The 22766-nt window shown below is 37.6% G+C and carries 20 protein-coding genes; 14 read left to right on the top strand and 6 right to left on the bottom strand.

Annotation, left to right across the window (positions count from 1 at the left end):
- The first annotated feature begins 44 nt into the window (after positions 1–44).
- From AAIB49_RS05020 to AAIB49_RS05010, 3 genes are all read left to right on the top strand, one after another.
- Positions 45–1289: an aminopeptidase gene (locus AAIB49_RS05020; protein WP_339213048.1), complete on the top strand. Its 1245-nt coding sequence runs from the start codon at positions 45–47 to the stop codon at positions 1287–1289.
- A 149-nt stretch (positions 1290–1438) separates the two neighbouring features.
- Positions 1439–1612 (top strand): hypothetical protein, encoded by a 174-nt coding sequence (locus AAIB49_RS05015; RefSeq protein ID WP_339213049.1) that lies wholly within the window; start codon positions 1439–1441, stop codon positions 1610–1612.
- 79 nt (positions 1613–1691) lie between these two features.
- On the top strand, positions 1692–2474 hold the full coding sequence (locus tag AAIB49_RS05010) for a class I SAM-dependent methyltransferase (RefSeq protein ID WP_343457381.1): 783 nt from the start codon (positions 1692–1694) through the stop codon (positions 2472–2474).
- Positions 2475–2737: 263 nt separating this feature from the next.
- Here the strand turns inward: AAIB49_RS05010 and AAIB49_RS05005 are convergent, their stop codons facing one another.
- Entirely contained in the window at positions 2738–3061 is a 324-nt protein-coding gene (locus tag AAIB49_RS05005; RefSeq protein ID WP_339213051.1) for a hypothetical protein, read from the bottom strand.
- Between the two features lie 386 nt (positions 3062–3447).
- Between AAIB49_RS05005 and AAIB49_RS05000 the strand changes: the two genes are divergently transcribed.
- The 3 genes from AAIB49_RS05000 to AAIB49_RS04990 all read left to right on the top strand — a co-directional run bounded on the left by AAIB49_RS05000 (position 3448) and on the right by AAIB49_RS04990 (position 6058).
- Positions 3448–4452: a phosphotransferase enzyme family protein gene (locus AAIB49_RS05000; protein ID WP_343457380.1), complete on the top strand. Its 1005-nt coding sequence runs from the start codon at positions 3448–3450 to the stop codon at positions 4450–4452.
- Positions 4453–4569: 117 nt separating this feature from the next.
- Positions 4570–5271, top strand: a complete 702-nt coding sequence (locus AAIB49_RS04995) for a Type 1 glutamine amidotransferase-like domain-containing protein (RefSeq protein WP_339213054.1) — start codon at positions 4570–4572, stop codon at positions 5269–5271.
- Between the two features lie 25 nt (positions 5272–5296).
- On the top strand, positions 5297–6058 hold the full coding sequence (locus tag AAIB49_RS04990; RefSeq protein ID WP_343457379.1) for a hypothetical protein: 762 nt from the start codon (positions 5297–5299) through the stop codon (positions 6056–6058).
- A gap of 520 nt (positions 6059–6578) precedes the next feature.
- On the opposite strand, the gene recQ is transcribed toward AAIB49_RS04990, so the two are convergent.
- Complete coding sequence (recQ, locus tag AAIB49_RS04985; RefSeq protein ID WP_343457378.1) at positions 6579–8723, bottom strand: DNA helicase RecQ; 2145 nt, start codon at positions 8721–8723, stop codon at positions 6579–6581.
- Positions 8724–9002: 279 nt separating this feature from the next.
- Here recQ and AAIB49_RS04980 point away from each other — a divergent pair, with 279 nt between their 5' ends.
- Positions 9003–10835, top strand: coding sequence for a cation:proton antiporter (locus tag AAIB49_RS04980; RefSeq protein ID WP_343457377.1), 1833 nt, complete (start codon positions 9003–9005; stop codon positions 10833–10835).
- 88 nt (positions 10836–10923) lie between these two features.
- Here AAIB49_RS04980 and AAIB49_RS04975 read toward each other — a convergent pair whose 3' ends face one another.
- Positions 10924–11103 carry an SE1832 family protein gene (locus AAIB49_RS04975; protein WP_186868473.1) on the bottom strand — a complete coding sequence of 60 codons (180 nt, stop codon included), beginning with the start codon at positions 11101–11103 and terminating at the stop codon, positions 10924–10926.
- Between the two features lie 98 nt (positions 11104–11201).
- Here AAIB49_RS04975 and AAIB49_RS04970 point away from each other — a divergent pair, with 98 nt between their 5' ends.
- Positions 11202–12050 carry a GNAT family N-acetyltransferase gene (locus AAIB49_RS04970; RefSeq protein ID WP_343457376.1) on the top strand — a complete coding sequence of 283 codons (849 nt, stop codon included), beginning with the start codon at positions 11202–11204 and terminating at the stop codon, positions 12048–12050.
- A gap of 80 nt (positions 12051–12130) precedes the next feature.
- Here the strand turns inward: AAIB49_RS04970 and AAIB49_RS04965 are convergent, their stop codons facing one another.
- Positions 12131–13219: an AI-2E family transporter gene (locus AAIB49_RS04965; RefSeq protein ID WP_343457375.1), complete on the bottom strand. Its 1089-nt coding sequence runs from the start codon at positions 13217–13219 to the stop codon at positions 12131–12133.
- Between the two features lie 185 nt (positions 13220–13404).
- On the opposite strand from AAIB49_RS04965, the gene AAIB49_RS04960 reads away from it, so the two are divergent.
- Entirely contained in the window at positions 13405–15138 is a 1734-nt protein-coding gene (locus tag AAIB49_RS04960) for a phospho-sugar mutase (RefSeq protein WP_343457373.1), read from the top strand.
- Between the two features lie 73 nt (positions 15139–15211).
- Here the strand turns inward: AAIB49_RS04960 and AAIB49_RS04955 are convergent, their stop codons facing one another.
- Positions 15212–16129, bottom strand: a complete 918-nt coding sequence (locus AAIB49_RS04955; protein ID WP_343457385.1) for a DUF4003 family protein — start codon at positions 16127–16129, stop codon at positions 15212–15214.
- Between the two features lie 166 nt (positions 16130–16295).
- Here AAIB49_RS04955 and chrA point away from each other — a divergent pair, with 166 nt between their 5' ends.
- The 4 genes from chrA to AAIB49_RS04935 all read left to right on the top strand — a co-directional run bounded on the left by chrA (position 16296) and on the right by AAIB49_RS04935 (position 19976).
- Positions 16296–17474: a chromate efflux transporter gene (gene chrA, locus AAIB49_RS04950; RefSeq protein ID WP_343457372.1), complete on the top strand. Its 1179-nt coding sequence runs from the start codon at positions 16296–16298 to the stop codon at positions 17472–17474.
- Between the two features lie 39 nt (positions 17475–17513).
- Entirely contained in the window at positions 17514–17954 is a 441-nt protein-coding gene (locus AAIB49_RS04945) for an OsmC family protein (protein ID WP_343457371.1), read from the top strand.
- Positions 17955–18180: 226 nt separating this feature from the next.
- The gene (locus tag AAIB49_RS04940) at positions 18181–19575 is read left to right on the top strand and encodes an L-cystine transporter (protein ID WP_186868279.1); all 1395 of its coding nucleotides are present in this window, start codon (positions 18181–18183) and stop codon (positions 19573–19575) included.
- 149 nt (positions 19576–19724) lie between these two features.
- Positions 19725–19976, top strand: a complete 252-nt coding sequence (locus AAIB49_RS04935; RefSeq protein WP_343457370.1) for a hypothetical protein — start codon at positions 19725–19727, stop codon at positions 19974–19976.
- Between the two features lie 14 nt (positions 19977–19990).
- On the opposite strand, the gene AAIB49_RS04930 is transcribed toward AAIB49_RS04935, so the two are convergent.
- Positions 19991–21802, bottom strand: a complete 1812-nt coding sequence (locus tag AAIB49_RS04930) for a DNA ligase D (RefSeq protein WP_343457369.1) — start codon at positions 21800–21802, stop codon at positions 19991–19993.
- A gap of 107 nt (positions 21803–21909) precedes the next feature.
- Between AAIB49_RS04930 and ku the strand changes: the two genes are divergently transcribed.
- Positions 21910–22749, top strand: a complete 840-nt coding sequence (gene ku / locus AAIB49_RS04925; protein WP_343457368.1) for a non-homologous end joining protein Ku — start codon at positions 21910–21912, stop codon at positions 22747–22749.
- The last annotated feature ends 17 nt before the right edge of the window (positions 22750–22766 follow it).

Genomic DNA, 22766 nt, shown 5'->3' with positions numbered 1-22766 from the left:
AAATAATAGCATTATCTCAATAATTACTAATTGGAGGTTATTACATGGTATCACAACAAATACAAGAAAAATACGCAGAGTTAGCATTACGTACTGGCGTTAATTTACAAAAAGGACAAGCCTTAATGATTAATGCGCCACTTGAAGGGGTAGACTTCACTAAATTGGTTGTCCGTAAAGCATATGAACTAGGCGCAAAAGATGTACATATTAACTGGGTAGACGATGAACTAACCTTATTGAAATTTGAAAATGCACCAGATGAAGTAATTGCGGATTATCCAGAGTGGAAAGTGAAGCTCCATGATTCATTTGCAGAAGACGGTGCGGCGGTGTTAAACATCCGTTCCACTAATCCAGATTTGCTAAAAGATGTTGATCCAACCCGTGTAGCAAAGGCAAATAAAGCTGCTGCACAAGCAATGTCTAATTTCCGTAAATATACCATGAATGATAAGATTACATGGACAATTATCTCGATACCTACAGGGGATTGGGCACAAAAAATCTTCCCTGATAAATCAAAAGAAGATGCAATAGAAAGTTTATGGGAAGCTATTGTGAAAATCGTGCGTGTGGATCAAGAAGACCCAATCGCAGCATGGGATGCACATAATGAAACATTAAAAACAGCTCGTGAAATTTTAAATGAGAAGAATTACAAGAAGCTTATTTTCAAAGCACCAGGTACTAACCTAGAAATGGAACTTCCTGAAGGCCATATTTGGAAAGGTGGATCCGCAGTTTCTGAAAAAGGAATTACGTTTAATCCAAACATGCCTACAGAAGAAGTATTCTCCATGCCGCATAAATATGGTGTTAATGGAACTATTTCTAGTACAATGCCTTTAAACTATGGTGGAAGCTTAATTGATAACTTTACATTGACTTTCAAAGATGGTAAAGTCGTTGATTTTAAAGCGGAGCAAGGGGAAGATACTCTAAAACATTTATTAGAGACAGACGAAGGTGCAAGCCGCTTAGGGGAAATTGCATTAGTACCGCATGAATCACCTGTATCACAGTCTGGATTACTTTTCTATAACACATTATTTGATGAAAATGCATCTTGTCATGTCGCGTTAGGTAAAGCTTATCCGACGAATATTGAAGGTGGATCAGCGATGTCTGAAGAAGAGCTGGATAAGCATGGTGTTAACGATAGCTTGACACATGTTGACTTTATGTTCGGCTCTAAAGAGTTAGACATTGATGGCGTTAAATCTGATGGTACTACGGAGCCAGTGTTCCGTGGTGGTACTTGGGCATTAGATATGAAAGGTAACTAAATAGCTTAAAAAACTGTTACACGAGGTGTAGCAGTTTTTTTCTGTTGTTTTATAATGATAGAGTGAATTTTTGTAAAATTGAAACCTTTATGTGTGATATTCGTATGAAAAGGAGGTCATAAATTCTTCGTATAAAAGGGGTCAATAAGATGAGGCAATATAAACGATATATGATGATGTTGTTAATCATTGTAATCGTAGTGGTAACGATCATATTTTTCTTCCCTGTTAATGGTAGTAAGAAGGCGGTTAATGTATTGAGTGTATTTACCGGAATGGAAATCTTACATACGGATCACACATATAGTTGGTATTCAACCTGACATATTCGTGAAAAGAACCATAAATGGAGGAAGAATACCTTTCTAAAGCATTAGAGTTCATTAAAAAGGAGACGAACAAATGGATATTTTAAACCAGAATAGTATGGCCTGGGATAAGAAAGTGGAGGATGGAGTTACTTATACAAAACCAGTGAGTGAAGAGATTATAGAGAAAAGTAAGAACGGAGATGTTGAAATCAGCATAACAGCTACTAAAAAAGTACCACGTGATTGGTTTCCAAAGTCACTTCATGGATTAAAGATTTTATGCTTGGCTTCTGGTGGTGGACAACAGGGACCGGTTTTAGCGGCAGCTGGGGCCGATGTAACCGTAGTCGACCTATCAGAGAAACAGCTAGAACAGGATAGAAAAGTGGCAAAGCGTGACGGGCTTAAGCTAACTACCATACAAGGGAGCATGCTAGATCTCCACTTTTTGGTAGACGAGACGTTTGATATGATTGTGCATCCTGTTTCGAATGTGTTTGTCGATAATATTTTACCAGTTTGGCAGGAAGCTTATCGGGTGTTGAAGGATAATGGCGTTCTAATCGCTGGAATTACTAATCCTTTGCTTTATATTTTCGATGAAGAGGAGGAAGACAAGGGGAATCTAGTAGTCCGGCACAAAATCCCATACTCAGATTTAAAAGTATTATCTGAAGAAAAACTAGCAGAATTTCGCGCATCCAAACGTGCACTAGAATTTGGCCATACATTAGAAGACCAAATTCAAGGACAGATTGATGCAGGATTTGTCATTACAGGCTTTTATGAAGATGACTTTGGTGGTCGAAGAATGCTAGATAATTATATTAAGACCTTTATTGCAACGAGGGCCGTTAAGATGAAAGAATTTTAGCGAATTAGGACAAAAAGTTGTCTATTTTAAACTGGATATGCGAATACAAGTAATCCCGTACCACTATTTTACGTGATACGGGATAATTGATTTTAGGCTATATTCTACATAGCCATTATGTTAACTTTTACGAAAAGTATCCATAAAGGCTTGGAAAATTTCAGTACCTTGGTAAGACAATAACATTACCGCAGTAAATGAAAAGATTCCCATCATAATGAAACGTGCGACCATCATCGCTTTCACCCTCCTTTGAAAATAACTTAGCTGATTTTCAAAGAAGTAGAGATTAGATAATTAGATTGATAAAAAATAGGACATAATACTGTTCGTCTTTTAACGAATTGAACAAATCGATTAAACGAGAATACAAAGATAAAGGTTACTACTAGAATAGTCCCCAGGAACAGGAACGTAATCTTTAGTTTCCCATCCCCACCTACTGGGGAAAAATCATCTAAAGTAGAAGCTGTTGGGGTATCGTATTCTTGGGCTAGAATCGGGTTCTCGTGTTTAAAAACTGCATGAGCATAATAAAATTGACCCATTACGGTTAACAGGACGAACAGGGCAATATACCTTTTCACAGAACCACCCCTTTAAGTAATTTCTATATTATACATCCAATCGTTGAAAATTAGAAGTGGGTTGTTCGTTAGATGGAATTAAAAAAAGAATTTGAAAATTCATTGTTTTGCGGAGGGTTATAGTATATAATACAAGTAACGAAAAGCGAAAGGGGTGAGGTCGATGTTTGCTAAATTCAATAAGTTTGGTCTTTCTTCGTCCTTACCTTTTAATAATATGTAATAGTTTGCCCTTAGGACGGAAAAGATTTGAGGGGCTTTTCACAAGAAAATGGAAAAGAAATAAGGAGAGCCATATTTTAAATTGGTTCTCCTTTTCTTTTTCGTAATTCCCTATAAGCTTGTTGAATATTGTTGTCAATATTCTATGGAAGGGAAGTATTGTTATGATGAAACTTAGCAGTATGATGAAAGTTGTCGAAACCGTGGACAATGAATGGAGAAGTCCATTGGCAGAGGAGATCTTATCAAGATGGCATTATGATGAAGGGACGGTATACTTTTTCCGGGCGAGTGCAAATTTCCTTTTCACTTTTCAAAGAGAAGGTAAGCCATATTTTTTAAGGTTCAATGATTCCTCAGAAAGAGATATTAAAGTAATAGAGGCAGAGCTGAGAATTGTCGCATATTTGAAGGAACACACATTAAACGTTGTTCAGCCAGTGTTATCCAGGAACGAAAAGTATATTGAAATTGTCGAAACAAAGTGGGGAACCTATCATTGCGTTGTGTTTGAAGGACTTCAAGGACAGCATTACGAGCTAGATGAATTGACGGAGGTCCAGATTTATCAATGGGGCCAAGCATTAGGGGAGCTTCATGCTACTTTGAAAAATATGCCTGATCACCTACTGGAAAATCGTCCAAGTTGGAAAGAGCGATTTAAAATCGCGAAAGAGGTTATTCCTGCAAGTGAACTATTTGCTCATCAAGAACTGGAACGATTACAAAGCTGGGCAGAGAGGTTACCATTGGTGAAAGAAAATGTTGGCCTCATTCATTATGATTTTGAATTAGATAATGTCCTTTTTGAAAAGGAAAAGATGCATATGCTCGATTTCGATGATAGTACGAGTCATTGGTTTATCGCGGATATTATTTATGCCCTTAGGGATGTAGGGGAATTTGATAGTAATTCTCCTATTGTAAGAGAGTTTATTCGTGGGTATAAAAGCAAGACAGAATTAGATGAGAACATTCTAAAGGAAGCGGATAAATTTGAAAGAATGCACAAATTAAACAGTTTTGCGATGTTGATTAGAACAGTGGACATTATAGAATCAGAGGATGATCCAGAGTGGCTCTTGAATTTAAGGAATAAATTAGTAGGCTATATCGAGGAATATCGACAATCTTTTGAAGCGATTGAAATGAATATCGATAAGGATTAGTAATAGGAGGAGTTAATAGTTATCGATAGTATTAACTCCTTTTGAAAATAAAAATGTTTTTTCGAAATCCCGTTAAATAGATGTGTAGATTAATTTCTATAAAAAGGAAGTGGAAAGATGAGGCAAGTAATAGCTCTTGGAGGTGGTGGATTTTCGATGGAGCCAGAAAATCCCTTGCTAGATTTATATATTCTTCATCAGTCAGGTAAAACAACTCCAAAGATTTGTTTCATTCCTACAGCGAGTGGGGATTCAGATAATTATATAGCAAGGTTTTATAGCTTCTTTGAAAAACAAAGCTGTAAAGCCTCGCACCTTTCCCTATTTAAACCACAAACTAGAGATTTGCAAAGCTATCTACTAGAAAAAGATATCATTTATGTTGGGGGAGGTAACACCAAGAATATGCTTGTATTATGGAAAGAATGGGGTATAGATACTATATTAAAAACGGCTTGGGAGCAAGGCATAGTTTTAGCTGGTGTTAGCGCAGGTTCCATTTGCTGGTTTGAAGAAGGGGTAACCGATTCCTATGGTGATAAACTGGAACCAATAAATGGCTTAGGTTTCCTTAGTGGAAGTAATTGCCCACATTATGATGGAGAAACAAATCGCAGACCTTCTTACCAACAGCTTGTAGATAAAGGAGAAATGAAAGCTGGTATTGCTACGGATGATGGTGTAGCGCTTCATTATATTAATCAAGAATTAAGCGAAATTGTAAGTTCAAGATCTAATGCAAGGGCTTATAACGTTTATCTGGATAAGACAGTAAAGGAGATGGAATTAGAGGTAAGATATTTAGGACAAGCTGATTAAGAATTATAAAGGAGAAAGTATTGCAATGAGATGCGATGGTATTATACAAGCGATTCAAAAATTAGCGTTAGAAAATATACCGAAAAATCACATTTCGAAAATTGGTGAAGGTGCTTGGCATGATGTATATAAAGTAGAAAGAGAAATAGCAGCAGATATTGTATTAAGAATCAAAAAGAAGGAAGCATATGGGATCGTACAAGAATATGAAGAGAATGAATTGATTTCTGAATACGAATCTACGAAAATTTACTATCAGAATGCTAATGCCTGTTGCGATGGGATTTGTCCATCGTTTTTTGATTACTTTTTAGACGAATCTATCGTATTTACAGTGGAATCTTATATGGGAAAAGGAATGCCACTTCAAAGTTTACGTCATCATGATGCTTTTTCAGTAGGGGAAAAGTTAGGATGTTTCTTTCGGTCGATGCACAGTAAAACTACGGGTTTAGAGGGATTTGGTGCGTTGGAGTGGAATGGGGGAAATTTGGAAGGGGAAGTACAACAGGATGTCAATCAAATTTGGCAAGATGATAACGACCAGTATATAAGCGTATTGGAGAAGCTGACTAGAACAGATTTACAATTTGATCAGATCAATGTTGTGAATAAGGTGATAGACATCATTAACGACCGTCGTAATCATCAGCAGAAGATAGCATTAGTAAATCAAGATATAACACCAGAAAATATGATAGTACATTCGGGCAATGTTTCGATAATTGACCCATTTCCAAGGCTAGATCGACTTGAAATATGCCGGTTATGTGGTCTTTTGTTATAAATTTCTTCTTCCAGCTTATTCAACTGCCCCAAGATATCGGAGTAGTGGATATTTGCAAAACGCAACTACAATGAGTTATATTGCCGACGGCTTTATAAAGGGATACACAAGTGGTGATGCTCGGTTGATTCGGTCGATAACGTATGAATATATCTTATGGATTTTATTAGAGATATATGAGCACTACGATATCTTGAATGGGAACGATTTAAGCGTATAAAATACGCCAACAAATGGGGGATAAGGACATGATTAACCATAGGTTAAGGGTCTGTTTAAACGAACTAGAAGAATCTTGTTTAGCTTTATAATGGTAACCTTTTCAATATAAATATAAAGTACTCTTGGCTGAATGATAATCTAAGGTGTTAATGAAAAGGATGTAATGGAAAACCGAGTGGCGGACAATCTCCATATGGAACAGGACGCCCTATGATACATCTATGCCTGGAGCAATGGTGTCTAGCCATCCGGTTTTCCTCTTGATTGAAACGCTTCTAGTCTCATTCTTAAGTGTTGTTTACATGAGTCCATTCTTTACCAAAGCAGCCTTTATTTTTGTATAGTCATAGCCATCAGGCAATGCTTCTTTTAAAGGTTTGAGTTTTGGTTCTTCGATTTCTTCTCTTTTTGCTAGAATGGTTGCTTCTTCTTCTGCATTGAAAAATATATTCCACGCAATCGGATAGCCTTCTTGAAAGGCTTTAAATAAATGGTTTTCAACGGTCATCGTTGTCATTTCACGAATAGCAGCAATATCTTTAATCGATTTTCCAGATTGGAATAGCTTGTAGCTAACTAAATGACTTGGGCCTTCTTCTTCGCTTTTCTTTGGTTTAGGAGAAGGAGAAGCACCAGAAATTTTCACTCTAGTTTTCGCTTCGGGATGATGATTACGCCACTTTTGGATGACGGATAAGAAGGCGTCACCATATTGTTCATACTTTTTCTCACCAATACCTTTAATTTCAAGCATATCTTCCTTTGTATCTGGGAAATATCTGCTCAGCTCTTTTAAGGTAGCATCAGAAAATAGCACATAAGGTGGGACGTTTAGCTCGTCGGCCATCTCTTTTCTGAGAGCACGTAGCTCCTCGAATAGATCTTTGTAATAATCATCTTCTTCACCAGTAGGGATTGGCGCAGTATACATTTCCACGGTTCTTTGACCTTTTAATACTTCCACTGAATGCTGATTAAGTTTTAACGTTGGAAATTTCCCTTTTTCAGTTGATAGTAACTGTTCTGCTACGAGGAAGTGAATTCGTTCCGTAATTTCCTTCTCGGTATAAGCGGATAGTAATCCATACGTGGATAATGACTGTAATCTAAATTCGCGAAGCTTTTTGTCATTAGATCCTTTTAACACCTTTGCAGTCATACTAACACCGAAACGTTCCCCCATTCGTTTTACACAGGAGAGAATCATTTGTGCCTCTTCTGTTATATCAGTCTTTTCTAGTTTTTCTACACAATTACTACATCTTCCGCAGTTTTTATGTGGGGATTTGTCTTTGAAATAATCCAATATATAACTGCTTAGACAACCTTGGGTGTGGCAGTAGTTGACCATTGCTTGTAGTTTTGTATATTCATTTTGCTTCGCGGTATCATCCATTAAGGAACGCTCAATTAAGAATTTTTGCAGTTGGATATCCTGCGGTGAAAAGAGCAAAATACAGTCACTTGCTTCTCCATCTCTACCAGCTCTTCCAGCCTCTTGATAATAGGATTCAATATTCATTGGCATCGAATAATGGATAACGTAGCGAACATTGGATTTATCAATCCCCATTCCAAAAGCATTAGTGGCAATCATAATTGGTTTTTTGTCATGGATAAAGGCAGCTTGTGCTTGCTTCCTAGCTTGTTCGGACATACCTGCATGATATTTTGCTACCTCTATGCCACGGCTTGAAAGCTGATCATACAGTGTATCTGCTTGCTTCCGTGTCGCAGTGTAGATGATGCCAGACTCATCTTGATGTTCTTCTAAGAAGGCACGAATATAGCTTGTACGGTCCTTTCCTTTGACGATATGAAAGGCTAAATTATCACGGGCAAATCCAGTATTAATTACGTTTTGATTGGCTATATGTAATAGTTCCTGAATATCAGAAATTACTTCCTCCGTTGCTGTTGCGGTGAGTGCCATGTAAACAGGGATATTCCTAATTTGTTTTAATGTTGGAACGATGGAGCGATAGCTTGGACGGAAATCATGTCCCCACTGGGAGATACAATGGGCTTCATCAAACGCGACAAGTGAAATTTTTATCCTTCTAATGACATGGATAAAGCCATTGGATTCGAATCGTTCCGGTGCAACATATACAAATTTATACCGTCCATCGGCAATTTCATTCATACGGATTTCCTGTTCTTCCGTTGATAATGAACTGTTAATGAAGGTTGCGGGAATACCTAGCGCTAGGAGAGAATCTACTTGATCTTTCATTAGTGAAATTAACGGGGAGATGATAATAGCTGTACCATCAAGCGCTAGGCCAGGGACTTGATAACAAATTGACTTACCCCCACCAGTTGGCATAACAGCAAGCGTATTTATCGTATTGGTTACTCGCTCGATTACTTCCCCTTGACCAGGTCTAAAGGATTCATAACCAAAATATGTTTTGAGAATCTTTTCTTGCTCTAGTATCATATTTTTCCTCCTCATCATCATTTATCCTATCATAAATTGATAAGGTAATCGAATTGGTAAATACTAATTATACTAGGATGTTATTACGAATAAGTGATGTTTTCATAACAGAAAGGGGAAAAGTTACGCATACTTAGCTTGGAACATGATATTATGAATAAAATTATTTTTCGAAGAAGTTCTGCATTCTATTTTTATAATTCAAAATAATATATAATAGTTTACTTTTATTAATCGGGAATATAGAATGACCTTATATTTTAAAATAGGGGGCATCGAATGGAACCATCATTATTATTAGAAGTTATGTTAATTTTCTTTCTAGGTATTGGCTCGCAATGGGTGGCATGGCGTTTTCGGATGCCAGCAATTGTAGTCATGGCCGTTACGGGACTTCTTATTGGCCCGGTACTTGGTTTTATAAATCCGGAAGAAGATTTTGGTAGTCTTTATAGTCCGATCATATCTGTTGCTGTTGCTATCATTCTATTTGAAGGTAGTTTAAATTTAAGCTTTAAAGAGTTACGGGGATTAGGGAAACCAGTTTTTAGAATATCCACTGTAGGGGCCTTTATTGCATGGATTCTTGGATCGTTAACAGCACATTATATAGCTGGTTTATCCTGGGCTGTTGCCTTTGTAATTGGTGGTTTATTTATTGTTACGGGACCAACCGTTATAATGCCTTTGCTTCGTCAAGCAAAATTAAAACCGAGACCAGCGAAGATTTTGAAGTGGGAAGGAATTATTGTTGACCCAATTGGGGCATTACTTGCTGTTTTTGCTTTCGAGATAATTGTTTATCTAACTGCGAATGACCCGGATGGAACAGCGTTAATTATGTTCTTTGCGGCTTCTATGTTTGCTGCGGTTTTCGGTTGGCTTTGCGGACGGGCAATTGGCTTTATATTTGAAAGAGGGCATATACCAGAGTTTCTAAAATCGCCAGCCGTGTTCACCGTTGTCATTCTTTGTTTCACCGTAGCTGATGAAATTATGCATGAAACAGGATTATTATCTGTAACGGCAATGGGAATCACGCTTGCTAATATGGGGATTTCCTCGGTTGCTGATATGCGTCACTTTAAGGAAAATATTTCGATTTTATTAATCTCAGCAATCTTTATCATGCTAACAGCATCCTTGCAAATCGATACGATTTTGGAAATATTTAGTCCGAATATCATTGGGTATGTTTTATTAATGATGTTCTTAGTTCGACCGTTATCTATTTTTCTTTCCACATTCCGAACAGGACTGACATTTAATGAAAAATTACTAGTCGGATGGATTGCCCCAAGGGGGATTGTTGCCTTAACCGTATCTAGTTATTTCGCTACGATATTGTTAGATGCTGGTTATGAGGATGCGGAAATTCTAACGACCTTAACATTTGGTCTAGTATTCTTTACGGTTATCGCCCATGGCTTTTCGATTGGCTGGCTTGCGAAGCGATTAAATCTATCGATGGAAGGTAGACCAGGAACATTAATTGTAGGAAGCAATAAGTTTACTGTAGAACTTGCCAAGTCACTGGCAAAAGTGAATGTACCTATTATTATTGTAGATCGTTCTTGGCAGAAATTGAAGCTTGCTCGTGAAGCGGGAGTGCCTTTTTACCATGAGGAATTCCTATCCGAGCAGACAGAACACCATTTAGATACCATTCCATATGAGTATTTAATTGCTGCTACAGATAGTAATTCATATAATGCGTTAGTTTGTACAACGTTTATGCCAGAATATGGCCGTACAAATGTCTTTAAGGTAAGCCCATATGATAAAGTCTCTAAATCAACGGAAATTGTCTCTAAAGTTGGTGGTAGGATTTTATTCAAACACGAAGTCAATTTAGAGGATTTAATAGAAAAAGTAGAAAGTGGCTTTGTATTCCGTCAAACGATGATTACGGAGCAATACTCTTATAAGCAATACCTAGATGAAAAGGATGAGGAGACAGTATTCCTCTATATCATCAAACCATCAGGAAAAATTAATTATTACTCTGAGGAGATGCGCACCGTACCAAGCGCTGGAGACATCATTGTTAGTCTAATGCCACCAACTAAGGAAAAAGCAAAGATCCAAGCTAGATTGACTAATGAAAGTTAAGACAATAGTTTACTTTCTAGCTTAAGTGGTAGGATTGATCAAATAAAGCACTGTAGATATCGCAATCTACAGTGCTTTTATATAAGATTTATTCAAATGCTTCTAGTTTCTTATAAACCTCGGCAATTTCCTCTTCAATACGTACAAGTTGCTCCTGAGCAGAAGAAGCCCTACCACGTACATACACTAATTTATCTAAATCACTTTGAATTCGAACATAATCCGATTTAAGCTCATCTAATTTATCGTAAAGCTCTTTTTTTGTCATCGTCATTCACCCCTTATGTTAAGTTTATCGTGTAGCCCTTTACAAAACAATAAATTGATGTAAAATAAATTAAATTATCATATAAAGGGGTGTAATGCATGAAAGTACGATTAGAGTCTTCCATCAAGCGTTATCTAGAACGTGTTGAGGACTTGTTGCTACATCAAGAAGTACTCAATAACTTAATGTTAGGCTTATTAGAAAGAGGAAAAGAAACAATCGGCGTATTCTCGGACGGTATTCGATTAGGATTAGTGGAAGAAGATGGAGAGCCTATTTATGCTTTTATGCAAACTCCTCCAAATAAATGGATTCTTCCCAGTGTTGATGGTCCAACTGAACAAGTAATTCCAGCTATCGTTCACTATCTATATCGACATAAATATCCTGTTCCAGGTGTTCTTGGTCAAAGTGAGCAAGCGAATCAATTTGTAAGCCTCTGGAAGGAATTATCTGGGAAAAAAGCGACACTACATATGAAACAACTAATCTATCAATTGGACGAAGTGAAGGTTACACCAAATCCTGAAGGGAAACTTATTCTAGCTACTGATGATCACTTGTCTATCGTAAGAGAATGGCTATATCAATTTGGTGAACAAGCCAATGTGCCTATTTCTAAATCTCGAGCAGATAGCATGGCAAGAACCTATATCCAAAATCAGTCCCTTTACCTTTGGAGAGTAAACGGGGAGGTTGTATCGATGGCAAATAACTCGCGGAAAACGAAAAACGGTGCAACGATTAATGCTGTCTTCACGCCGGAACAACATAAGCGAAAAGGCCATGCAACGAGTGTAGTAGCAGCGCTATCTCAAAAACTGCTAGATGATGGGTATGCATTTTGTAGCTTATACACCGATTTAGCTAATCCAACATCAAACAGTATTTATCGAAAAATCGGCTATTACGACATCGGGGAATCCGTGGAGTACTATTTTGAATAGTGGTTTAGTGAGCTGGTTTAGGTAATCAAATATGCAATCATACGATAAAAAAACAGCGACATAGCCCGTCGCTGTTTTTTCTATAACAATGCATCCTCTTTATTTTTCCTAGTATCCTGGTATGTTTCATAGAAGTGCATGATGATAACCTTAACGACCGCATAGAATGGAACAGCTACTAGAATCCCGATAAAGCCAGCAATACTACCTGCAGCCAGTATAATTGTAATAATCGTTAAGGGATGAATTCGTAAGACATGCCCCATAATATTCGGTGAGATAAAGTTACCTTCTATTTGTTGTGCGATGATCATAATCAACGAAATCCACACGATATTCATTGGATCTTCGAACGCACCGACAATCAATGCCGGTAACACTGCTATAAAAGGTCCTACAAACGGAACAACACACATAACCATTCCGAATAGTGCAAGCGATAAAGCGTAATTTAAGTCAATAATTAAATAACCAATAAATAGCATTACCCCAATACTTAGACTGATTAGCAATTGTCCTTGGATGTAAGCTGATAAGGTGTGGTCAATCTTTCGTAACAAATTACGTAGGTTGTTTGCCTTTTTGTCGGCAAAAATTTTCGTCACAAATGGTACGAATTTTTCCCCATCCTTTAACATGAAAAATAGGAAGAATGGGACTAAGACTAGGACGAAGACAAACCCAATTAACTGGCTAATAAAACTGAATAAGAAAGTCATAAAGCCTTCAATATAGGTTTGCATATTATCAATGAAATTATCCATGGTTTCATATACTTCTATTGGAATGATACTTTGGTTTGCTTGAACGTAGCGAATAACATCTTCTGCACCCTTCATCATGATCGGGATATTGTCAACGAATCTAGCGTATTGATCCTGTGCAATCGGGATAATGAAAATCGTGAAAAAATAAACGACTGCAATCAGTATGATAAATACTAATAGAATAGAAAGAATTCTTGGTACCTTGTATCGAATGAGGAGTTTCATAATTGGTCTAGTTAAATAGTAGAGTAATCCAGCTGCAATTAGTGGAAATCCTACTGCCCCAATATACTTTAGGACAGGATCAAAGATGAACCGGGTTAAATACACAAGATAGATTAATAGAAATACTAGAATCATACCAACAAGAGTCTGAAACCAACGTTTATTAAACATATTCATCACACTTTCTACCTGTATAGGGTAATCATATAATAATTCGAACTTTTTCGCATTAGGAAATTACATCTTCTTATCTATCATTCTTTCCTAATAATAACAGAAATAAACGAAAAAAAGAGCAATTAGATTATTACTAGATTTTATGATAAAATTTGAACATATTATAGTGCTGGAGGCTTATGACAATGACGAACTGGAAGTCAGTCTATGAGAAATGGAATGCTTTCCAATCCCTAGATTCTCAATTAAAAAAAGAGCTAGATGACTTACAAACGAATCAAGAAAAATTAGAAGATGCATTTTATAAGGAACTAACATTTGGAACCGGTGGAATCCGTGGTGTATTAGGTGTTGGGACTAACCGCATGAATATATATACCATTCGTAAGGCAGTACACGGATTAGCGGAATATCTATTAAATAATGTAGTAAATGTCAAAGACCGTGGTGTCGTGGTAGCCTATGATTCACGGTATATGTCACGGGAATTCGCTATTGAAACAGCTAAAACACTTGGTGTGTTTGGAATCAGAACCTATGTATTTAAATCAATTAGACCTACTCCACTTCTATCGTTCGCTGTTCGCTTCTTAGGGACAGCAGCAGGCGTGATGATTACGGCAAGTCACAACCCACCTGAATATAATGGCTTTAAGGTGTATAACGAAGATGGTGGACAAATGGTCCCGAATGAAGCAAATAAAATAATCGAGGCCATTCAACAAATAGAAAACGAACTAGAAATTCCTGTTGTTGAACAGGAAGTGTTAGAGCAGCAAGAATTATTAATATGGATTGATGAAGAAGTAGATAATGCCTATTTACAACAGCTTAAACAAATTACCAAGCTTCCAATTGAGGAAGTGAAGCAAGAAAAAGACTTAAATATTGTATTTACACCTCTACATGGAACAGCATACAGCTTGGTTACGAATGGATTAGAACAGCTAAAGTTTACCAATGTATCCGTAGTAGAGGAGCAGGCAAAGCCAGATCCAGAATTCTCAACAGTAGCCTCTCCTAACCCTGAGGAACACCAAGCATTCTCTATGGCAATTGAACTTGGGAAAAAGGTGGATGCAGATATTCTATTAGGGACTGATCCTGATGCAGATCGTTTAGGTGTTGCGGTTAAAAATGAAATGGGAGATTATACCGTACTTACAGGGAATCAACTAGGAGCTCTCTTAGTCGATTATATTTTATCTCATACTAATAAAGTACTATTATCTAATTATCGTTTACTAAAAACAATCGTGACCTCTGAGCTAGGACAGGCAGTAGCGAAATCGTATGGTGTGAAAACAATCAACACACTAACTGGATTTAAATATATTAGTGAGAAGATTCATCAATTTGATTCGACAGGTGAGGCATTTGCCTTTGGCTATGAAGAAAGCTACGGCTATTTAATAAGTAGCTTCACCCGCGATAAGGATGCGGTTCAAGCAGCGGTGATGGCTAGTGAAATGGCTTACTATTGGAAGCAGCAAGGGAAGTCATTGCTTGATGCACTAGATGGCTTATACGAAAAGCATGGCTATTATCGTGAGGGAATGTCTTCCCTAACCCTAGAAGGAATGGCAGGTACGGAAAAAATAGCGCTTATTATGAATACTATTCGCGAAAATCCGTTTAAGGAAATTGCAGGATATAGAGTGGAACAAGTGGAGGACTATCTTGTAAGTGAACGTTATATCACATCTACAGGAGAAACAGAAACTATCGAGCTTCCACAAGAGAATGTATTGAAATTTAGTTTGCAAAACAATAACTGGGTATGCCTGAGACCTTCTGGAACAGAACCCAAAATTAAATGCTATTTTGGAACATGTGGTGCAAGTCTATCAGAAAGTGAAGAAACATTAGAAGTATTGAAAGAGAGAATGAATCAAGTGATTAATGAGATTATCTCTTAGATAGATGTTGTGATAAGGAAAGAAATAGGATAAAAAGTCCTCCGTTCTTAGATGAGCGGAGGACTTTTTGATGCTAATTGCCACTATTATTCGAGCTTGTAGCTGTAGTAGCGGTAACGGTTGCTATCATCACGGCTTGCTGTGCTTGCAGGATTGCCTCAAGAATTGTACTTAAACTTGTTTCAGCTAACCCGTTTCTGTCTATTTTTTCATTCATAAAGAAGCTCGCAGCTAGTATCAGATTTATATCTTTATACCATTTAAATTCCTTTTCCGAATTCAACTCCTCATACAGGGAAAGTATTGGTCTTATATCATATTCCTCTGGAGGGAGTATTGCGAGCATTCCGATAATTGGATAATACATCTGTGTAGCTTTTATACGTGCTTGAACAAAAGAATTCATAACATGGATGACCCGATTAATTAGCACATGCTTAGGAGCCTCTGTATCCAGAGCCAATATATGACTTAGGAATTGTAAGTCATTCCCTTTACGGAAACCATGTTTAGGAAGCTTGTTATAGAAATCTTCAATATGCTGAATAATACCTGTTCTATTTTCTAGCGCAAGGAGTGTTGCCATAGGGTAGTCACTACTTGTTGTTAAGAAGGCATGCTCACGTTTCATATCATCATAAATTTCTTTCGCATGTAGAATGGTTGCTGCAATATACGTAAATACGCTACTCCCAAATCTTGCTTTTCTAAATAAATCGTAAAGCACATGAAGCTGATCGACCTTATCCTCTGGCCTTTCTAGTTTTACATCTAGCATAGCAGCTGTCGTAAATCTTGGATGTGAGCGAATGCTAGAGAAGAGACCTGCATTCTTTTTGATCGCATCTGCTAACTGGAGAAAACGGTCCACATCTAGTGTCTCTTGATTTAGAACATATATAGAAGAAATGGTCATGAGAATTCGCTTGTCCGATACTTTCCATTTCATATGGCGTTTGAGTAAATCAAACGTTTGTTTATAAGAATCCAGTACGTTATTCCAAGGAATACTCCTTTCATTGCGAAGTTAATTATACTACGAAATCGGTAACCGAATAGTTTCACAGTACAAGTACTTTGTAAACTTTATGTAAATTTGAAGCGGGAATCGGGTAGAATATGTTACCTTAGAAAAAATAAAACGTTTGGAGGTAACAATGAAGAGAAATTCATTATTAGAGATATTTGGAACTTCCCTAAAGCTTGGACTCACTTCTTTTGGTGGACCAGTGGCACATCTAGGCTTTTTTAAAAATGAATATATTGACAAGCGAAAGTGGCTTGATGATAAGACCTATGCCGATATTATCGCGCTATGTCAGTTTCTTCCTGGACCGGCAAGTAGCCAGGTCGGTATTGCTATTGGAATGTTGCGTGGTGGATTGTTGGGGGGGGTTGTTTCTTGGTTCGGATTTACGATGCCATCTGTTCTCGTCTTAATCCTGTTTGCATTAGCATTCCAATCCTTTTCCTTAGGAGATGCGACGTGGATCGCAAGTTTAAAAATTGTAGCTGTAGCAGTAGTACTACATGCTGTGTTAGGGATGGGGAAGAATCTGGCTCCTGACAAGCCCCGTATTGCCATTAGCGTTATGGCAATGTTAGTCATGTTATTATTTCCTTCTGCTATTATACAAATTGCGATTATTATAGGTGCTGCTATTATTGGTTATTTTCTTTTTTCTAAGCATGCCGTGTCAAAAGTAGCATCTTTCTCCATGTCGATATCAAAAAAACAAGGTATTATTTCATTAGCCATATTAGTCATTCTATTAATTGGACTGCCTATTTTGGCACAGGTGATGAACAATCAATATGTAAGTATAGCTGATACATTCTTCCGAGTTGGTTCCATTGTATTTGGTGGAGGACATGTGGTATTACCGTTATTAGAACAAGAGGTTGTCCCGAATGGATTAGTAACAAGCAGTGAATTTCTTGCTGGTTATGGTATGGCTCAAGCTGTACCTGGTCCGTTATTTACATTTGCCAGTTACCTTGGAACGATGATTAGTGGTCTTGTAGGGGGAATCATTGCGACGGTAGCTATGTTTTTACCATCATTTCTGCTTATCATTGGTGCACTTCCTTTCTTAAGTGAACTGCGCAAGCACAAGCGCTTCCAGGGGATTTTAACAGGCGTCAATGCAAGTGTAGTCGGTATTTTACTAGCCGCATTCTATGATCCTGTTTTTACTAGCTCCATTACAAATGCAGCGAGCTTCTCGTTAGCAGCGATTTTATTCGCCCTAATGTATTTCTGGAAAACTCCTGCGTGGATGATTGTAATTATTGGAGTTGTATTAGGAGAGATTATGCATTACCTTTTCATTTAAAGAAGTATTCCGTTAGAATGAATAATGAGGTGAGTTAAGATGGCAGAACATCATTTTCATTTAAAAGCGGATTGGCCAGGCGGACGAAATAGTGAGGGATATATTGACGCAGGAAATTTAAAGACGAAGATTTCCATTCCTACTGAAATGGATGGCCCAGGTGTTGGGACAAACCCAGATGAAATGCTGCTTGGTGCCGCAGCTACTTGCTATATTATTACCTTAGCAGCGATGATGGAACGAGCCAATTTACCATTAAAAGAGATGGCTTTAGAGTCAGAAGGGATTGTCGATGTAACAAATGGTGTATTTACATATAAAAAAATTATACACCGACCTACCGTTTCATTAACAAGCCAGGCAAGTGAGAAGGATTATGAAGTATTGGAAAAGTTAATTCAAAAAGCAGAAAAAAGCTGTATGATATCTCGAGCAATTCAAGGTAATGTGGAGCTTGAACTACAATATCATATTTTATAAAGAATAGGGGACACTACATACACACGTAGTGTCCTTCTTTTTGTCAGTAGAGGGTAATAGTCAATTTCATTACTTTTTGTCAGTATAGTTGAATTCATTCTCTTGACACTTGGTGAAAAACGATGTATCTTATTCAAGTCATACTAATTTTATCGGATTTATCAATTTTAGTAGCGATAGTCATGTAGAAGACATAACTTATAAAAAATTAGAGGGGGATTTATACATGGACTGGATGGTCATTTTAAATATTGCCGTATTACTCGTTATTATTGGTTTATTAGTTTATATGCAACGCAAACATGTTTCCTTTACGAAACGAGTATTTACAGGTCTAGGATTAGGGATTGTACTAGGAGCGTTATTACAATGGATTTATGGAAGTGGATCTGACACGCTTGCTTTAACGACAGATTGGTACAGTATCGTTGGGCGAGGATATATTAACTTCCTAATGATGATTGTTGTGCCGTTGGTTATGATATCGATTATCCAAGCAATTACAAACCTTGAGAAAACAGCGCAGCTTGGTAAAATGGCAAGTTGGATTATTGGACTTCTCATTGTTACGACAATGGTAGCGGCTCTAGTCGGGGTTGCTGCGGCAACGATATTTGATTTAAATGCAGAAGAAATTACAGCAGGGCAAGCAGAACAAGATCGTGCTGCTTCACTGGAAGAACGTTATTCGTCTGATGTAGAAGGAGTTACAACACCACAGCGTATTTTAAACTTTATTCCGTCTAATATCTTCTTAGATATGACAGGAGCTCGTTCAACATCTGTTATTGCGGTCGTAATCTTCTCCATCTTTGTTGGGGTTGCCGTTCTGGGATTACGTCGCAAAAATCCAGAACAAGCGGAGACCTTTACGAAAATGGTTAACGCGGTATATGGTGTTGTCATGCGTATCGTGACTCTAGTATTACGTTTAACACCATACGGTATTTTAGCCTTAATGGCGAATACGGTAGCTACAACAGATTTTGCAGGAATTTTACAGCTTGGTAAGTTTGTATTAGCATCTTACTTAGCATTAGCCATTATGTTTATTATTCACCTAGTATTAGTAGGTGTGTTTGGTTTAAATCCGATAAATTATGTAAGAAAAGTATTGCCTGTATTAAGCTTTGCCTTTACTTCACGTTCAAGTGCAGGAACAATTCCATTAAATGTTTCTGCTCAGAAAAATGCACTAGGTGTAGAAGAAGGTATCGCCAATATGTCTGCATCGTTCGGTGCGACTATGGGGCAAAATGGATGTGCCGGTATTTACCCTGCGATGCTAGCGGTCATGATCGCGCCATCTGTTGGAATTGATCCATTAACTTGGGAATTCTTAGTTCCACTTGTATTAATTATTGGCTTTAGCTCATTCGGAATCGCTGGTGTTGGTGGTGGAGCAACATTTGCTGCACTTATCGTTCTTTCCTCTATGGGATTACCAGTTGGATTAGCGGGTCTATTGATTTCAATTGAAGCATTCATTGACATGGGACGTACGGCATTAAATGTTAATGGTGCAATGGTTACTGGTACATTAACATCAAGAATACTTGGAAACTTTAATAGTAAAGTATTTAATGATAAAACCGCAATTGAAGAAGCAAAATCTCTATAATATAACGATAACCGTTCCTAGATTATATGTAGGAACGGTTATATTTTTGTTCGATGAAAAGTAAAGTATATTTACATAGTAAAAAATGATGCCACCCATACAACATACGACCTTCAATATTTTTATGATAAGAAGGGATGGATGTGTAGTTGAAACGAAATGTTTTTGCGATACTTGTTTCACTTATTTTTTTGTTTTCATTACCAGCCAGTTACGGAATGGCGGAAAGGAACGCAGATGAATGGAATAGGATAGAAGAGGAAAAAGTGAATCAAGGGGTAGAACTAGAGAGTTCTAGTCCTATCATTCTTATTACAATTCTGGTGCTATTGATAGGAGCAATTATAAGGGTGTGGAATGTGATTTACAAGAAAAGAAGAAACAATCAAGGTGGAAACTAGTTAATAGTTGCCACCTATTGGATTAATTTTATCACTAGCGCCATGTCTTGCTCTTCCCCGACTAAGAAATAATCCCGAAACGGACAACCGTTTTGTTGAACTCTCTTTACCACATTTTCTACCGTGAACATTTCTGGTCGTAGTTCGTCTGTTACTTCCTCCCAGTACAGGGGTGTTGCTACGGTTCCTTCTGCCGTTTTTCTTGTTGAATAAGGAGCAATTAATGTCTTATCCTTTCCGTGCTGAACGTAATCGATATAGAGCCTACCGTTTCGTTTGTTTTTCATTCTTTCTGTAGTAAACAGATCGGGATGCTGGCTTTCTACCGTGTAGGCTATTGCTTGGGTAAATACTCCGGTATCTTCATAGGTCATACTTTCCTCTGGGATTGGAATATGGACTTGGAGGCCTTTATTTCCAGAGGTCTTAATAAAGGATTTTAGTTGTAAGTCATCAAGCAACTGTTTAATAATGCGAGCTGCTTTAATCGCCCAAATAAATTCATCTCGACTTGGTGGGTCCAAATCAAACACAATCTCGTTTGGCATCTTGCTCGTTACGACTTGGAATGGAACATGATATTCCAATGTACCATGATTAGCAAACCATAATAACGATTCAAGTGAATCACATACCATGATTTTCTCATCGCCTTCCCCAATCCCTGTAATAAAATCCGGTGCATAGGAGGGGAGATGCTTTTGGAAAAAAGACTCACCATCAACACCATCTGGACAACGTATAGTGGTAAGTGCTCGATTCTTTAAGAAAGGTAACATGTACGGAGATATTTCGCGAATATAGCGTAAGAAATTTCCTTTAGTCAGACCAACCGCGGGCCAATACAATTTGTCCGTATTGGCAAACTCAATTACGCTAGGCAGCATAGCTAAATCCAGTTCTAATCTCTCTACCGTGCATTCAGTTGGCTTTATCTCTGTTGCAATCCGGTTAAATTCAGGTTCGCGGAGCTCCCCTTGGTAAATATCTAAGGTGTGTATTGCGGCACAGACTGCAGGTGGAAGAGTATAGTTTACGCCATTCTTTTCGCCGTTTTCGATAAACAATTTCTTCAAGGTATCAAAATCGGTATCTGGTAGTCCATGCTTACATTTACCAACAGAATATAATGCTTCCTCATCAAAGACCTGTACAGTGAAATAATCGTTTTTGCTATCATATGCCGTTAGAAAAGCGTGTATCAATCGCCAATTTTTAATCTTATACCAATCCTGATGAGACTTTCCTGGACGATAGGGACTCTTTTTCCGTTTGGCAATGATCCCTTCCCCTTTATGGTCAAAGACGATTTTCCATAGTTCGTCAGGATTTTCAAAAGCTTTTACTAAACCAAGCCGATTCCCCACATGACGACATATTCTTCCTTTGTCGAAGAATGATGATAATGCCCTTTTTCTAGCCTCATAAGGTTCCTTAGATATGTCGGATCCTGCTAATACAAACAAATCAAATGCCAGTAGGGTTGCCGGTCTTGATTGGGCAGCTTTTTCGATAGACTCCTTATTCTTTAAGCGACCACGCTTTTGAATAAGGGAGAAGTTGGACTGGTATGGATTATTTAAGATAACCAGTTCCCCATCTATGCTTACGGGAAGATGCTTTTTAACTATTGCTGCTTTCTCTCTGCAATAAGCAACAATTTCTGGAAATTGTGGCGTAAGATCTTTTTTATTTTTACTGATAAGCTTTATATCGCCATTCTCCCCCCAATGTAGGACACAACGAAATCCGTCATATTTCACTTCATATAGCCAGTCTTCACCCTTTGGAATATCCTTTGTCGCGATTGGTTTCATAACATCCATAGGAATAACTCCCTTCCATAATAGGATGGTTGAAATAACGATAAAATAATCATCCAACGATTAAAAATCATGAACTTCGACAAACTATGAAAAAGGGAGGATTTCGAATGCATACGATGTGGAAGGGAACCATTAGCTTTGGGCTAGTGAATATACCTGTAAAAATGCACGCAGCAACGGAGAATAAGGATGTTTCCTTAAGACAGCTTCATAAGGAATGTAAGTCGCCTATTAAGTATGAGAAAGTATGCCCTATCTGTGAAAAGGAAGTTGGAACAGAGGATATCGTCAAAGGGTATGAATATGCAAAAAATAAATTTGTTATTCTAGACGAAGAAGATCTGGCAGAGTTAAAAAAAGAGCAAGAGGATAAGGCAGTAGAAATAATTGATTTTGTAAAGTTGGAGGATATTGATCCAATTTACTATGAAAAGAGCTATTATTTGTCGCCTAATGAGGGTGGCAGTAAGGCATATGGGTTATTACGAGCAGCCCTGGAAGAAAGCGGGAAAATCGGTGTAGCCAAAATGATGATCCGTTCTAAAGAGCAGTTAGCCGTCATTCGTATTTATAAAAATGCATTAGTAGTGGAGACTATTCATTATCCCGATGAAGTTAGAGATGTGAAAGAGGTCCCAAATATTCCTGAAAATGTAGAACTTGCTAAAAAAGAATTAGATACAGCTAAAATGTTAATCGACCAACTTACAACCGAATTTGAACCCGACAAATATAAGGAAGAATACCGAACAGCATTAGTAGAATTAATTGAAGAAAAGAAAAATACCGACCAAACCACTACCGCAAAGGACAAGCCAAAGCCAGACAATGTTACAGACCTGATGGGAGCTCTACAAGCATCATTAGATCGAGCTAAAAAGGATAAACCAAAGCCATCACAACCTAAGAAGAAAAAAGGAACCACTAAAAAGAAAGCAGCACAGTAGGTTAGACCCTCACTTGT

Source organism: Ornithinibacillus proteolyticus, assembly GCF_039581225.1.
In the GTDB taxonomy this organism is placed as follows: domain Bacteria; phylum Bacillota; class Bacilli; order Bacillales; family Amphibacillaceae; genus Ornithinibacillus; species Ornithinibacillus massiliensis.
The sequence above is the reverse complement of the archived record's forward strand: the minus strand, read 5'-3'. Positions and strand labels throughout refer to the sequence as shown.

Excerpts from the sequence above, each read along its gene's own strand:
- AAIB49_RS05020 (WP_339213048.1), top strand. The coding sequence starts at position 45 with ATGGTATCACAACAAATACAAGAAAAATACGCAGAGTTAGCATTACGT.
- AAIB49_RS05015 (WP_339213049.1), top strand. The coding sequence starts at position 1,439 with ATGAGGCAATATAAACGATATATGATGATGTTGTTAATCATTGTAATC.
- AAIB49_RS05010 (WP_343457381.1), top strand. The coding sequence starts at position 1,692 with ATGGATATTTTAAACCAGAATAGTATGGCCTGGGATAAGAAAGTGGAG.
- AAIB49_RS05000 (WP_343457380.1), top strand. The coding sequence starts at position 3,448 with ATGATGAAACTTAGCAGTATGATGAAAGTTGTCGAAACCGTGGACAAT.
- AAIB49_RS04995 (WP_339213054.1), top strand. The coding sequence starts at position 4,570 with ATGAGGCAAGTAATAGCTCTTGGAGGTGGTGGATTTTCGATGGAGCCA.
- AAIB49_RS04990 (WP_343457379.1), top strand. The coding sequence starts at position 5,297 with ATGAGATGCGATGGTATTATACAAGCGATTCAAAAATTAGCGTTAGAA.
- recQ (WP_343457378.1), bottom strand. The coding sequence starts at position 8,723 with ATGATACTAGAGCAAGAAAAGATTCTCAAAACATATTTTGGTTATGAA.
- AAIB49_RS04980 (WP_343457377.1), top strand. The coding sequence starts at position 9,003 with ATGGAACCATCATTATTATTAGAAGTTATGTTAATTTTCTTTCTAGGT.
- AAIB49_RS04975 (WP_186868473.1), bottom strand. The coding sequence starts at position 11,103 with ATGACAAAAAAAGAGCTTTACGATAAATTAGATGAGCTTAAATCGGAT.
- AAIB49_RS04970 (WP_343457376.1), top strand. The coding sequence starts at position 11,202 with ATGAAAGTACGATTAGAGTCTTCCATCAAGCGTTATCTAGAACGTGTT.
- AAIB49_RS04965 (WP_343457375.1), bottom strand. The coding sequence starts at position 13,219 with ATGAATATGTTTAATAAACGTTGGTTTCAGACTCTTGTTGGTATGATT.
- AAIB49_RS04960 (WP_343457373.1), top strand. The coding sequence starts at position 13,405 with ATGACGAACTGGAAGTCAGTCTATGAGAAATGGAATGCTTTCCAATCC.
- chrA (WP_343457372.1), top strand. The coding sequence starts at position 16,296 with ATGAAGAGAAATTCATTATTAGAGATATTTGGAACTTCCCTAAAGCTT.
- AAIB49_RS04945 (WP_343457371.1), top strand. The coding sequence starts at position 17,514 with ATGGCAGAACATCATTTTCATTTAAAAGCGGATTGGCCAGGCGGACGA.
- AAIB49_RS04940 (WP_186868279.1), top strand. The coding sequence starts at position 18,181 with ATGGACTGGATGGTCATTTTAAATATTGCCGTATTACTCGTTATTATT.
- AAIB49_RS04930 (WP_343457369.1), bottom strand. The coding sequence starts at position 21,802 with ATGGATGTTATGAAACCAATCGCGACAAAGGATATTCCAAAGGGTGAA.
- ku (WP_343457368.1), top strand. The coding sequence starts at position 21,910 with ATGCATACGATGTGGAAGGGAACCATTAGCTTTGGGCTAGTGAATATA.